This window comes from Kerstersia gyiorum, assembly GCF_004216755.1.
GTDB lineage: Bacteria > Pseudomonadota > Gammaproteobacteria > Burkholderiales > Burkholderiaceae_B > Kerstersia > Kerstersia gyiorum.
Window position 1 is genome coordinate 300448 of sequence record NZ_SGWZ01000004.1, and the last position, 13148, is coordinate 313595.

Annotated in this window: 13 protein-coding genes; 8 read left to right on the top strand and 5 right to left on the bottom strand. The window is 61.5% G+C overall.

The window, feature by feature from the left end; translation table 11 throughout:
* Positions 1 to 88: 88 nt before the first annotated feature.
* The 5 genes from EV679_RS13280 to EV679_RS13300 form a co-directional block, all read right to left on the bottom strand.
* Complete coding sequence (locus EV679_RS13280; RefSeq protein WP_130487466.1) at positions 89 to 868, bottom strand: arginyltransferase; 780 nt, start codon at positions 866 to 868, stop codon at positions 89 to 91.
* The gene (gene aat, locus EV679_RS13285; RefSeq protein ID WP_130487467.1) at positions 865 to 1698 is read right to left on the bottom strand and encodes a leucyl/phenylalanyl-tRNA--protein transferase; all 834 of its coding nucleotides are present in this window, start codon (positions 1696 to 1698) and stop codon (positions 865 to 867) included. Before aat ends, EV679_RS13280 begins: the two co-directional genes overlap by 4 nt.
* A 5-nt stretch (positions 1699 to 1703) precedes the next feature.
* Positions 1704 to 2282, bottom strand: coding sequence for an NUDIX hydrolase (locus EV679_RS13290; protein ID WP_130487468.1), 579 nt, complete (start codon positions 2280 to 2282; stop codon positions 1704 to 1706).
* A gap of 80 nt (positions 2283 to 2362) precedes the next feature.
* On the bottom strand, positions 2363 to 3541 hold the full coding sequence (locus EV679_RS13295) for a hypothetical protein (RefSeq protein ID WP_130487469.1): 1179 nt from the start codon (positions 3539 to 3541) through the stop codon (positions 2363 to 2365).
* 256 nt (positions 3542 to 3797) lie between these two features.
* Positions 3798 to 4415: a DUF2946 family protein gene (locus tag EV679_RS13300; RefSeq protein ID WP_130487470.1), complete on the bottom strand. Its 618-nt coding sequence runs from the start codon at positions 4413 to 4415 to the stop codon at positions 3798 to 3800.
* Positions 4416 to 4867: 452 nt separating this feature from the next.
* Here EV679_RS13300 and EV679_RS13305 point away from each other — a divergent pair, with 452 nt between their 5' ends.
* The 8 genes from EV679_RS13305 to EV679_RS13340 all read left to right on the top strand — a co-directional run bounded on the left by EV679_RS13305 (position 4868) and on the right by EV679_RS13340 (position 13063).
* Positions 4868 to 5986 carry an ABC transporter permease gene (locus EV679_RS13305; protein WP_242611492.1) on the top strand — a complete coding sequence of 373 codons (1119 nt, stop codon included), beginning with the start codon at positions 4868 to 4870 and terminating at the stop codon, positions 5984 to 5986.
* Complete coding sequence (locus EV679_RS13310) at positions 5980 to 6834, top strand: ABC transporter ATP-binding protein (protein WP_083969536.1); 855 nt, start codon at positions 5980 to 5982, stop codon at positions 6832 to 6834. Before EV679_RS13305 ends, EV679_RS13310 begins: the two co-directional genes overlap by 7 nt.
* A gap of 1 nt (position 6835) precedes the next feature.
* Complete coding sequence (locus EV679_RS13315) at positions 6836 to 7774, top strand: MlaD family protein (RefSeq protein ID WP_130487472.1); 939 nt, start codon at positions 6836 to 6838, stop codon at positions 7772 to 7774.
* The gene (locus EV679_RS13320) at positions 7771 to 8451 is read left to right on the top strand and encodes an ABC-type transport auxiliary lipoprotein family protein (protein WP_130487473.1); all 681 of its coding nucleotides are present in this window, start codon (positions 7771 to 7773) and stop codon (positions 8449 to 8451) included. The genes EV679_RS13315 and EV679_RS13320 overlap by 4 nt, the downstream gene beginning before the upstream one ends.
* 405 nt (positions 8452 to 8856) lie before the next feature.
* Positions 8857 to 10290 (top strand): cytochrome ubiquinol oxidase subunit I, encoded by a 1434-nt coding sequence (locus EV679_RS13325; protein ID WP_130487474.1) that lies wholly within the window; start codon positions 8857 to 8859, stop codon positions 10288 to 10290.
* On the top strand, positions 10291 to 11298 hold the full coding sequence (gene cydB / locus EV679_RS13330) for a cytochrome d ubiquinol oxidase subunit II (RefSeq protein WP_068369748.1): 1008 nt from the start codon (positions 10291 to 10293) through the stop codon (positions 11296 to 11298).
* Positions 11298 to 11630, top strand: a complete 333-nt coding sequence (locus EV679_RS13335; protein ID WP_242611493.1) for a DUF2474 domain-containing protein — start codon at positions 11298 to 11300, stop codon at positions 11628 to 11630. The genes cydB and EV679_RS13335 overlap by 1 nt, the downstream gene beginning before the upstream one ends.
* Entirely contained in the window at positions 11627 to 13063 is a 1437-nt protein-coding gene (locus EV679_RS13340; RefSeq protein WP_068369742.1) for an aminotransferase-like domain-containing protein, read from the top strand. Before EV679_RS13335 ends, EV679_RS13340 begins: the two co-directional genes overlap by 4 nt.
* The last annotated feature ends 85 nt before the right edge of the window (positions 13064 to 13148 follow it).

The window sequence follows — 13148 nt, forward strand, 5'->3', positions numbered from 1 at the left end:
ATGTTCCGCGCCCGCCGGAGGGCAGGGACGGGAGAATAAGTGTAGAGGATGCTGTTCAGCCTGGGGGCTGTAAAAACGGTATACATGCTCAGGCCTGGTGTAGCGCAGGCGGATCTGGCCATTGTGCCGGCGGTAACTGTTCGAACGGCAGCCAATGTTCATCGCGCAGGATTTGCGCCGGCCTATAACCGGACTTGTAATGCATTTTCGGGTGGCCCGGGATCCAGTACCCCAGATATAGCCAGGGGCGTTGGTTTTCCTGGCATTGCGCAATCTGCCACAGGATGCTGTAGGCGCCCAGGCTGCCGGGGGTGTCAGGGTCGTAGTAGGTATAGACCGCTGATAGTCCATCATCGAGCAGGTCAATGACAGAGACCATGATCAGCCGGCCGTCGGCTGGGTCGCGGAACTCTACCAGGCGGGTCTCCACCCGGGAGGCCAGCAGGAACTGTGCGTATTGTTCGGGGTCGCCGTCGTCCATACCACCTCCGGCATGGCGTTGCGCCTGGTAGCGTTGGTAGAGCGCGTAGCTTTCCTCGGACCACGCCGGGGCCAGTACACGGGCCTGCAGGTGCGCATGGCGTTTCCAGGCACGCTTCTGGCTGCGGCTGGGCTGGAAATGTTGCGCGTCGACGCGCAGTGGCGTACAGGCTTGGCATTGGTCGCAATGCGGGCGGTAGATATGCAGGCCGCTACGGCGAAAGCCCAGCCGTATCAACTGGCTATAGGCGCCGTCATAAAGTTCCTGTCCGGCCTGGACCACCTGGGAGCGTGCCTGCCTTTCGGGCCAATAGCTACATTCATAGCTTTCTGTCCGGTAGCAGCGTAGCCAGGCACCGGAAGGCGGAGTTTGCCGCGCCTGCATCATGCCTGCCTCTCGCGAAAGACGTCGGGCGGCGCGGCCACAGATCTGGCCGCACCTGCAGGACTGGCTGTGGTATCTGGGTGGCTGGGGACAGGCAGCGGGTGCAGTCGCCCTTGGCTATCGAGCCAGCCCGGCTGCCAGGGCGGCACGGGCTGTTGGCAGGCGGCGGCAATATGGGCCAGGAATGCCTCGCGGCTGCGAGGCCGGGCGCCCAGGCTGGCCAGGTGTGCGGTCTGTTGTTGGCAATCTATCCATTGCACGCCATGGCGTGCCAGGAAACGCACCAGATGGGCCAACGCAATTTTCGATGCATTGCTGCGGCGGGTAAACATGGATTCGCCAAAGAACATGCTTCCCAGGCTGACACCATACAAGCCGCCGGCCAGCCGGCCATCCATCCAGGTTTCTATGCTGTGGACCGCCCCCGCCAGGTGCCAGTCTTCATACACACGCCGCATGGCGGGCACAATCCAGGTGCTGCCATCTTCCGTTCTGGGGGCAGCGCATGCGGCAATAACATCCGCGAAGGCGGTATCCACCTGCACGCATACGGTGTAGTCACCCTGGCCTTGTGCTCGTTCGATCTGGCGCAACTGCTTGCGCAAGGCATGTGGCGGCGAAAACTCGTCGCAGGCCAGTATCATGCGCGGATCCGGGCTCCACCATAACACCGGGTCGCCAGCGGAAAACCAGGGGAAAATACCTTGACCATAGGCTTGACGCAGCCTGGCGACCGAAAGGTCGGCGCCTGCGGCCAGTAAGCCATCCGGCACTTCAAGTGCCTGTCCGGCAGGAGGAAAAGGAGTGTCGGCTTCCAGCCAGGGAATGCGCATGCCTTTCAGTGTATGGGCAGGGTATAGCGGTGAACGCCGAATTCAGGCTGTTTGCGGTCTTCGAAAAAATGCCGCAAAGTCGACGATACGCTGAGAAATGAAAGATGATCCCAGGGGATGTCGGCTTCATCGAAAAACGCGGCTTCCAGGCTTTCCGGACCTGGGTCCAGTTTTTCGTCCAGTACGTTGGCAAGATAATAAATATGAACCTGATTGACGCCCGGCACGTCGATCACGGTGAAGAGCGGGCCGGCCTCGACCTGCGCGCCAGCTTCTTCCAGCGTTTCCCGCAGGGCACCTTGTTCTGTGGTTTCTTCCAGCTCCATGAAACCGGCGGGCAAGGTCCAGAAGCCATAGCGGGGTTCGATCGCCCGGCGGCATAGCAGCACTTTGCCGCGCCAGACCGGCACACAGCCAACCACCATGCGCGGGTTCTGATAGTGAACCGCACCACAATGCTGGCAAAGATCGCGCACGCGGTTGTCACCCGGCGGGGTGGCACGAGTCAGCAGCGTGCCGCATTGGCTGCAATAGCGTTGCTGGCGTGGGGCGGGGAAGTAAAAATCTGCGGGAAGGTCGCTCATGCGGCCATTTTAGCGACAGACGCCCTGGCCGGGGGAGTCTTCCCGGCCAAACGCGTTGAATCTGTCACGCCGGCATCGGTTCAATGCCAGATGCCTTCCAGTGTCCGGGCATCCAGCAGGCGCCGGCCCCAGGCACGCAGCGTCGTGCCATCCGCCAGTTGCAGACGTTGCAGGTCGGCCGCTGACAAGGGGCCGAACCGGACTTCCAGCTGCTCGCGCAACAGTCCCGCCATGCCTTCGTGACGTCCTGTTTCCAGGCCTTGTGTCAGGCCCTTCTTAATGCCGATTCGTTCCACGCTGCTGATATAGGCCACGTTGCGTTCCTCCTCGAAGTTTGCCAGGGATTGCCAGAATTGTTCGTCCAAAGCGGGCGGCAGGGCGAGAATGCCGTCGATGAACAGGAATAGTTGCCTGACGCGCGCGGCAGGCCAGCCGTATTGATAGAGGTTGCGTACCAGCCGGGTTTTTGCCTCCAGACGTACCTGGGGCGCATCGCGCCGGGCGGCGGCGGCGAGTTCTGCCAATACCACGACGGCAAATGGGTTGTCGGGTGCCCGGGCTTGAAGTTCGTTCTCCTGATCGGCCCAGCTCTGCAAATGTACCACCGGCACTCGATAGGCCAGGCTCAGAAAATCCTTACCTTCTGGGGCGTAGTCATAGTGCAGATGTGAGGCCCGTCCGGGGCTGCGCGTAATGATGGCAAATTGCAGGATGGGGGTGTCAGGATAGGTTTCATATAACCTGGCGAAGTAGCTATACATGCGTTTGGCAAAATGACTGGCCAGACGCTGCTGGATTTCCACGTGCAGCAGCATCAGTGCTGGCGCGCCATTGCGCAGCCGCACGCGGACCAGCTTGTCGGGATAGCGCCGGTTGCGGCGGCGACCGGGGTTCAGCGCGCGTAATTCCTTGTCGAGGAAATCGAGTGGCGAGTTCCAGTCGACCGCGTCATGCAAGTCCGGCCAGAACAAGGCCATGCAAGGTGCCAGCAGCGAGGCCAGCGCGTCTTTCCAGTGACCGTCGAAATCGGTGCCTGGCGACGTGTGGGCGGTGGGCGGCGACGTGGCCTCTGTGTGCGTCGGGGCATGCAGCATCCGCACGGGAAAGGGCAGGCATTGATAGGGCCGGCGCGGCATATCCGGGTGGCGCGGCTTGATGCCCGGCCGGGTTGCGAAAGGGGAGCGCGAGGCGGCATCCGGCGGCGGGTTGGTATTGGTGGCCTGGCTGCCTGCAGGTGAAGTGGGTGACGGTGATGGCATGGGGACGCTTCCTGGCGGATCGGACGTCATAGCCTAGCGCCTGGCGTCAGTTTGCAGGCAGACAGAGTGCTCAAATGAGCACAGTGGATTGGCCGCCGGCCGTTCGTGCAGTTTCAGCTCCGCTAGTGTCGTTTCAGCAGCTTATGCGGTTGCGGCTGTTTACGCCCTCTCGGGGGCATCTCAGCCGAATGCGCAGCGTAGGGGCCCTTTTTTGCCCAGTTTTCTGTACGTCAAAGTGCCTGGACTGCTGTGCCTGCTAGATGCTTGGGTGTCTTTGGAAACCGAGTTCGGCAGGCAGTCGTTGCTCGCCTATGCCCATCAGCGGTGCCCCTGGGAGCTGGCCGTCCAGTTGAACGTCCGGCAGCAGCAAGACGCTGGCGGCGTCGTCGGCAAGTTCCGGGTAGTGGGTCAGCCAATACTGCAACAGGCTTGCGCCATTGGGCAGCATCAGCCGCCTGGCGGTGCTTTCCAGTTCACGATCATCCAGCGCAGCCGGACCCAGGGCGGTTTGGGCATAGAGCCTGCCGTCACTGCTCAGCCACCAGGCGAAAATATTGCCGGCGGGCATACCCAGGTGGTTTTCCAGTGCACTTTGCGTGTCATTCCAGCGCAACAGGTAGGGCGCCGCCTCCAGGCTTACAAAAACACGCTGGGGCCCGTTCTGGAAAAACCAGCGGCCATGGTCGTCATGGCTGTAATTGCGTGCAATAAAGGCGCGCAGGCCGTCGTGTGCAATGCGCTCCCCCGGTGTGCCGGTATTGGCATCACCGTGTTCATGCAGGCGCCAGGCGCCACGTGCATCCAGCGAAAGCCAACCACAGGCTGCGGGAACGTCCGGCCAGCGTTGCATGGCGTCGATGACTTGTCTGTCCATTTATTGCCCATCTCGATTCAAGGCACCGTGCTGTCCGAAAAATCTCTGCGCTGGGAACGTACATCCGGCCAGTCCGTCATCATCCGCGCAGTTGCCAGTTGCCAGTTGCCAGTTGCCAGTTGCCAGTTGCCAGTTGCCAGTTGCCAGGCGGCGCTGCGCCGGAATGGCAGATGTTTTTTCAAGAAAGCGTGACATCCATCAAAGGTATTCGAATTGTCGCCTTCGAATTGCAATGAAAAGATTGGAAGTATAAATATAGTCACTCTTGTGCGACAAAATCAGCATGGCAAGTTAGCATACGGGTCGGTTGTCATTGTGGCTGGTTTTGGGTGGGGCCGCATCGTAGGTGGCATAGGCAGTCTTATGCCTGTCCCTTGCTCGGCCGGCGCTGCAACAATGCGCATGCACGCTGGCCTTGGCCCAAGTTTAGGATACAGACGGAACTGACGGTGGTGGAATCAGCTTTTCTCTCTTGGGATGAAGCGAACGGCACGGCGCGATTGAGCGGCGAGTGGACGCTCGCCCATTACTCTCAGCTGCAGGCGGCCACCGGCAATTACCCGTCGGCCAAGGTCAAGGCGTTGGATCTCGGGGATATCAAGGCCCTGGATACTGCCGGCGCGGCCATGCTGCTGGAATGGCTGGGCAAGGACGAACTGGCGCGTTTGCTGGGGCAGGGCGATGGCCTGGAACCTGGCCGGCTAGCCTTGTTGCGCGCCGTCATCCTGGCGGATCCGCCGCTGGATGCCCCGGCTGCCAAAAAGGCCAATGCCTTCACGCAGTTCCTCGAAAACGTCGGCACGGCCACGGAAAACATCTGGCACAACCTGGTTGGCCTGATGGGTTTCATCGGCCTGATCATCCAGTGCTCGCTGGGTGTGCTGCTGCGTCCCAGGCGCTGGCGCATGACGGCCATGGTGGCGCAGATCGAACAGGCGGGTTTCAACGCCATTCCCATCGTCATCATGCTGTCGTTCATGGTGGGGGCAGTGGTGGCCTTTCTGGGGGCGACCATTCTGGCGGATTTCGGCGCCAGCATTTACACCGTGAGCTTGGTCGGCTTTTCCTTCCTGCGAGAATTCGGCGTGTTGCTGACCGCCATTCTCATGGCCGGCCGTACTGCCAGTTCATTCACCGCGCAGATCGGTGCGATGAAATCCAATGAGGAAATCGACGCCATCCGGGCCCAGGGCCTGGACCCCATGGAAATGCTGGTGGTGCCCAGGGTGCTGGCGATGCTGATCGCCTTGCCGCTCCTGACGTTCATTGCCATGATGGCCGGGATTCTGGGCGGCATGCTGGTGTGTGCCGTGAGCCTGGATATTTCCCCGACCATGTTCCTGTCCATCATGCAGGAAAACATTCCGGTGCGGCATTTCGTGCTGGGGATGGTCAAGGCGCCGGTATTCGCGTTCATGATTGCCGCGATCGGTTGCCGCGAAGGTTTCAGTGTGCGCGGCAGCGCCCAGTCGGTGGGTGAACACACGACTTCCAGCGTGGTGCAGTCCATCTTCCTCGTCATCCTGCTGGATGCGGTGGCTGCATTGTTCTATATGGAGATGGGATGGTGACGGAACAGGATGTTGCTGCCGCCAGTGCGGCAGCAGCTGCACAGCCTGCCGCGGGCGCGGCAGACGCCGAACCCATTATCCAGGTGCGCGGCGTGCGTAATCAATTCGGCAAGCAGGTTGTGCACAATAATCTCGATCTCGATGTGCGCCGTGGGGAAATCATGGGCGTGGTCGGCGGCTCGGGGACCGGCAAATCGGTGTTGTTGCGCACCATCGTCGGATTGCAGCGGCCAGCCGCTGGCGAGGTCAAGGTGTTCGGCCAGAACCTGCTGGCGTTGCCCGAAGCGCAGCGTTCCAAGCTGGAACGCCGTTTCGGCGTATTGTTCCAGAGCGGCGCCCTGTTTTCCTCGCTGACGGTGACTGAAAACGTCGCTTTGCCGCTGATAGAGCATGCGGGGCTTTCGCGGCCGGAAGCCGAACGCCTGGCCGGCCTGAAGCTGGCGCTGGCGGGTTTGCCGCCCGATGCTGGCCCCAAGTCGCCATCTTCGCTGTCGGGCGGCATGGTCAAGCGCGCCGCACTGGCGCGCGCATTGGCGCTTGATCCCGATATTCTGTTTCTGGATGAACCCACTGCGGGGCTGGACCCGATCGGTGCGGCGGCATTCGACCAATTGATCCTTACCCTGCGCGGCGCGCTGGGTTTTACCGTGTTCCTCGTGACTCACGATCTGGACACGCTTTATACGATTTGCGACCGTGTCGCCGTGCTTTCCGACAAGCGGGTGCTGGTTGCAGACAGTCTGGATGTCGTGGAAGAGGTCGACAACGACTGGATTCGCGCCTATTTCCATGGCCCGCGCGGGCGCTCGGCCGAGCGTGCGGCGCGGCAAGTGAAGGAGAGCAACTGATATGGAAACCCGCGCCCATCATATTCTGATTGGCACCTTTGTCACGCTGGCCGTGGCAGCCATCATGCTGTTTGCGCTATGGCTGCACAAATCCTACGGGGATGGCGCGGTCAAGCACTACGAGGTCGTCTTCAATGAAACCGTGCGTGGCCTGTCGCAAGGCAGCGCGGTGGAATACAGCGGTATCGTGGTGGGCGACGTGGCGTCGCTGCGCCTCGATCCCAATGACCCGCGCCGGGTGTTGGCGCGTATTGCAATCAAGAGCAGTATTCCCGTTCGCAAGGATACGACTGCCGTCCTGGCCCTGACCGGCCTGACCGGCACTTCGGTGATTCAACTGGGCGGCGGTTCGCCCGGCAGCCCGCTGCTTGAAGGCAGCAACGGGCAGGACCCCGTCATAGTCGCCAGCCCGTCGCCGTTCGCCCGCATCCTCAACAGCGGTGAGAATACCGTCGCCAATATCAACGATCTGCTGCGCAACGCCAATCGAGTGTTCTCCGAAGAGAACGTGAACAACGTCAGTAAGATCCTGGCCAATGTCGAGGAAGTCAGCAATACGATGGCACAGCAAAGTGGCCATGTTTCCAGCATGCTGGATGCCCTGGCCGAAGCCGGTAAGGGGGCTGATCAAGCACTGGCGCAGATTTCGCAGCTGGCCCGTACCGCAGAAAAGGCGGTGGGCGAGCGTGGTGCTGCCATCATGGATAACGTGCGCAATACCACGGAGTCCCTGTCGCGCATTTCCGCCGAAACCGAGAACCTGCTGGCCAACCACTACGGCGCTCTGGCCAGTGGCATGCAAGGGCTGAGCGACATTGGCCCGGCGATACGTGAGCTGCGTAGCACGCTGGTGACCTTGCGTACGCTGATCCAGCGTCTGAATGAAGATCCGGCAGGTTACCTGCTGGGCCGCGATACCATACGGGAGTTCAAACCATGAGCGTCATTCTTCGTGGCCGTGTGCTGGCTGCTGCTGCCGTCCTGGCCAGCCTGGGCGCCTGCTCCATTCTGCCGGAGCCGGTCGTCCGTACCCCTTATGTCCTGCCCATGAGCCAGGTACAGGCCAATGCGCAGTTGCCGCAGGCGGGCTGGAACGTGCGTGTGGTGACGCCGCAGGCGGTACGTTCGCTGGATAGCCGGCAATGGTGGATTGTGGCACCGGATGCTAGCGTCAGTGCCTACAAGGATGTGCTCTGGGCCGAACCGGCACCGGTCATGGTACGTGAACGCCTGATCACCGCCTTCATTGATGCCCGCCGTTTCAGCGGCGTCAGCAATGAACTGTCCGGGCTGCCTGCCGATTTCGAACTGGAATCCAGCTTGAGGGCTTTCCAGGTGCTTCGTAAAACCGATGGCGGCGGTACGGTCTACCTGCGTCTGGATGCAGACTTGCTGCATCTGGATTCGCGTCGCGTCGTCGCGGATCAGGTTTTCGAAGAGCGCGTGGACGTGCCTGACCTGGGCACGGAAACCGTGGTGCAAGCCTATGGACGCGCCACTGATGCGTTGGCAGCAGACGTGCTGGCCTGGGCCATTGAGGCTGGCAACAAGAACTGGCAATCTCCGAGCACCCGGGTTGAGCCCATGCTGCTGCGCAGGCTGCCTGCGCAGCAGTAAGTATCTGCCGGATGCATTGACTGCCGGTGGTTCGGCTCTCGGTATAGCTGGACAAGGCAGTGTTCTGACTGATGCAGGGCCTCGGCCCGCGGGAAGTACGATATCGCGTTCACGACTAGCCCCTGCACGGTAACGGCAGGGGCTAGTTGCGTTGGGCGCGGCATTTGGCACGGCAGGAAGATGCCGGCTTGCACGCACCGACAGCAAGCCGGCTCATCTTCGGCAGCTTCCCGTCAATCTGATATGGTTTTTTTCCTGATTTCTGATTCTGTACTGAAATAGTGCTGGCGCTTAAGGTTCAGTTGTGGCCTTGCGTGCCCCATAAGGGCGGGCTTGGCTACCTGTGCCACGTAGCGGCGCCATGCCTGGAAACCGGGGGGGCCCGCGCTATCGGGAGTCTTCATCATGGAAGCAAGCGCATTATTGCTGGCGCGCATCCAGTTCGGTTTTACCGTGTCGTTCCACATCATTTTTCCGGCCATTACCATCGGCCTTGCCAGCTATCTGGCGGTGCTTGAGGCCTGTTGGCTGAAAACACGTCGGCCGGAATATCGTGACCTATACCACTACTGGAGCCGCATCTTTGCCGTCAACTTTGGCATGGGTGTAGTGTCAGGCCTGGTGATGGCCTATCAGTTCGGCACCAACTGGAGCTATTTTTCGGAATACGCCGGCAGTATCACCGGGCCCCTTCTGGCCTATGAGGTGTTGACCGCCTTCTTCCTGGAGGCCGGCTTCCTGGGCGTCATGCTGTTCGGCTGGCAACGCGTCGGGCCGGGCCTGCACTTCTTTTCTACCGTCATGGTGGCGATAGGAACGCTGATATCTGCGACCTGGATCCTTGCGTCCAACAGCTGGATGCAGACCCCGGCAGGCTATGCGATTGCCGACGGGCGGATCATTCCCACCGACTGGTGGGCGGTGATCTTCAACCCGTCTTTTCCGTACCGCCTGGCACATATGGGCCTGGCCGCGTTTGTGGCCACGGCCTTGCTGGTCGCGGCGACCGGGGCGTGGCACCTGCGCCAGGGCAACCAGGATAAGCGCGTCCGCCGTATGTTCGCCATGGCGCTGGGCATGCTGTTGCTCGCGGCGCCGTTGCAGGCTTTCGTGGGCGATATGCACGGCTTGAATACACTCAAGCACCAGCCGGCCAAGATAGCCGCGATGGAAGGGCATTGGGAAAACCATCCGGGCGAGGGCTTCCCATTGCTGCTGTTTGCCGTGCCGGACATGAAAACCGAGTCGAACCGCTACGAAATCGGTATTCCGCGATTGGGTAGCCTGATCCTCACGCACAGCCTGGATGGCGAAATTCCCGGCTTGAAGGCATTCCCGCCGGAAGACAGACCGAACGCAACCGTGGTGTTCTGGTCGTTCCGTGTCATGGTCGGCCTGGGCCTGCTGATGATTCTGCTGGCGCTATGGGCGGCCTGGGCGCGTTGGCGCGGCCGTTTGTACGATGCAAGGCGCTTGCAGGCCTTCGCCATCGGGATGGGGCCGACCGGGCTGATCGCGATATTGGCCGGCTGGTACACCACGGAAATCGGGCGTCAGCCCTGGGTAGTGTACGGCCTCATGCGTACCAGCGATGCGGCCACGCCGCATAGCACCCTGACGCTGGGGGTCACGCTGGCGGTATTTCTTGTTGTCTATCTGCTGGTGTTTGGTGTGGGCATCTGGTACCTGTTGCGGCTGTTGGCCAGGCCGCCGGAAATCAGCGGCCCGGATGGCCATGAACCGGATGAACAAGCGCCTGGCATGCTGCATGCGCATGGCTTGGCCGTACCCGCCAATTTCCCGGCTGCAAATGCCAAGATTCAACGCACGGAGGCCTGAATGGGTATAGATCTGGCAGTTCTGTGGGCGATCATTATCCTTTTTGGCGTGCTGATGTACGTGATCCTGGATGGATTCGACCTGGGGGTAGGCATCCTGTTTCCGTTCGTCGGCAACCGCGAAGATCGGGATGTCATGGTCAATACCGTGGCGCCGGTGTGGGACGGCAACGAAACCTGGCTGGTGCTGGGTGGGGCGGGCCTGATGGCGGCGTTTCCCTTGGCATACGCCGTGCTGCTGCACGCGTTCTACATCCCGCTGCTGGCCATGCTGCTTGGGCTGATTTTCCGTGGCGTGGCATTTGAATTCAGGTTTAAGGCAACGCCAGGCCACCGGCGCTATTGGGATATCGCCTTCACGGGCGGATCATTGGTTGCTGCCTTATGCCAGGGCATCGTGCTGGGGGCTTTCGTCGAAGGCATTGCCATGGATGGGCATCGCTACATCGGTGGCATTTTCGATTGGGCCACACCGTTCTCGCTGTTGTCTGGCGTGGGTGTGGTGGTGGGCTATGCCTTGCTGGGCAGTACCTGGCTGGTACTGAAAACGGAAGGTGCCTTGCAGCGCCGGATGATGCGTCTGGCCCGGCCGCTGACCTGGCTGATGCTGGCGTGTATTGCGCTGGTCAGCGTGTTCACGCCGCTGGTGCAGGGCCACATTGCGCAGCACTGGTTCAGCTGGCCCGGCATGTTGTGGCTGGCGCCGGTTCCGGTACTGGTGGTGCTGCTGGCCGCGGGCTTGTTGCGTGCGCTGGGCCGGCGGGCCGAAGCCGCGCCATTCGCGCTGGCGCTTTGCTTGGTCCTGCTGGGCTATGGCGGCCTGGGGGCGGCGATCTGGCCGTACATCATTCTGCCGGGCATCACTATTTGGGACGCGGCTGCTCCCCTGCAAAGCCAGGGTTTTGCCCTTGTGGGCGCCTTGCTGATCGTTCCGGTCATCCTGATGTATACGGCATGGTCCTACTTTGTGTTCCGCGGCAAGGTCAAGCGCGGCGAGGGGTATCATTGATGAAAATGGAAATCCAGAAACCGATGATGGGCAAGCCTGCCGCCAGTTCATGGCAGCAGCGCCTGGCTTGGCTGCTGGGCATCTGGCTGGTCAGCGTCCTGGTGCTGGCGGGCATGGCCTATGGCATGCGCCTATTGATGTCGGCGGCCGGCATGACGGCAACCGGCCAGAGCGCATATTCGGCCACGCATGGCAGTGCTGGAAGGCAAGTTGCAGGGCTCTTGATGCAGCCGCATGGGGCAATTGCAGCCGTTACCGCGCAAGCGACGCCTGGGGCCGGCCGGCCCATGGTGCCGCTGGAACGGCCGGGTAGGGGAATGGCGCAAGTATGAAGCGTTACGAATCATTGGCCTATGAGTTTTCCGACGCCATTCGCACCGGCATCTGGCGCGCTGGCGACCGCCTGCCGTCAGTACGCAGCCTGGCCAGGGAACGCGGCGTCAGCCCGACGACGGTGTTCAGTACCTATTACCTGCTGGAATCCTGGGGCCTGGTACGGGCGCAGGACCGTTCGGGCTATTACGTTGTTGGCCATCCCGTCGTGCGCCCGCCCGAGTTCGATGGTGCAAAGGCCGATGTAGCCGGCCATGTGGTGCAGCCTAAAGTCATAGACCGGGTGTTCGACGTCCTGAGCGCGATGCTGCGCCGGGATGTCGTGCCGCTGGGCGCGGCTTTTCCCAGCGCTCACCTGTTTCCGTTGGAGCGCCTGGGGCAACTGGTGGGCAAGGCCGCCCGCAATGTCGATCCCTGGAGCACCGTGGATAATCTCAGCATGGGTGATTTGCGCTTGCGGCGCAATATTGCGCGCCGTTATGCGGCGACGGGCAAAGCAGTGCATGCGGACGAAGTCATCATCACCAATGGCGCCATGGAAGCGCTCAACCTGTGCCTGATGTCCGTGGCAAGACCGGGGGATGCCGTGGCGGTGGAGTCGCCAGCATTTTACGGCGTGTTCCAGGCCCTGGAACGCCTGGGCCTGCGTGCCATAGAAATCCCGACGCACCCGGAGCAGGGCATGGACCTGCAGGTGCTGGAACAGGTGCTGGCCGAGCAACGCCCGGCAGCCTGCTGGGTGATGAGCCATTTCCAGAACCCGCTGGGCAGCCTCATGCCCGAGGAAAAAAAGCAGGCGCTGGCGGAAATGGCGGCGCGGCACCGCATCCCTGTCATAGAGGATGATGTTTATGGCGAGCTGCATTTCAGCAATGAAGCCTTGCGACCCATCAAATCCTATGACCGCGATGGCTGGGTGTTGCATTGCTCATCGTTCTCAAAAACCCTCGCGCCGCATTATCGCGTGGGTTGGGCGATTCCAGGGCGCTTCATTGACCGCATGGCGCGCCAGAAACTGACCTTCAGCCTGGCAGCCTCCATGCCGGCCCAGGTTGCGCTGGCGGCCTATCTGGAGCAGGGCAGCTACGACAAGCAATTGCGCCTGTTGCGGCGCACCTTGCAATCGACCCAGGGAGAAATGCTGCACGCGATTGCCGGCAGTTTTCCGGCCGAAACGCGCTGCACCCGGCCTGAAGGCGGCTATTTCCTGTGGCTGGAATTGCCGCAGGACGTCGATGCCATGACCCTGTTCCGGCTGGCGCTGGAGCAGGGCGTTTCGTTGGCGCCAGGGCCGATGTTCACTGCCAGGGACGGAGCCTATGGCAACTGCGTCCGGCTGAACTATGGGCTGGAGTGGAATGATTCCGTGGCACGCGCGGTGCAATGGCTGGGGCGGAATCTGAAGGCACCGGCGCCGCGGCAGGCAGCCTGATGAGGCGGGCTTGAGGCGGCTTGGCTACGGTCAGAAGGTGGTCTGGAGGCTGCCTTAGGCTGCTTGGGGTACCAAACGGGCGCAG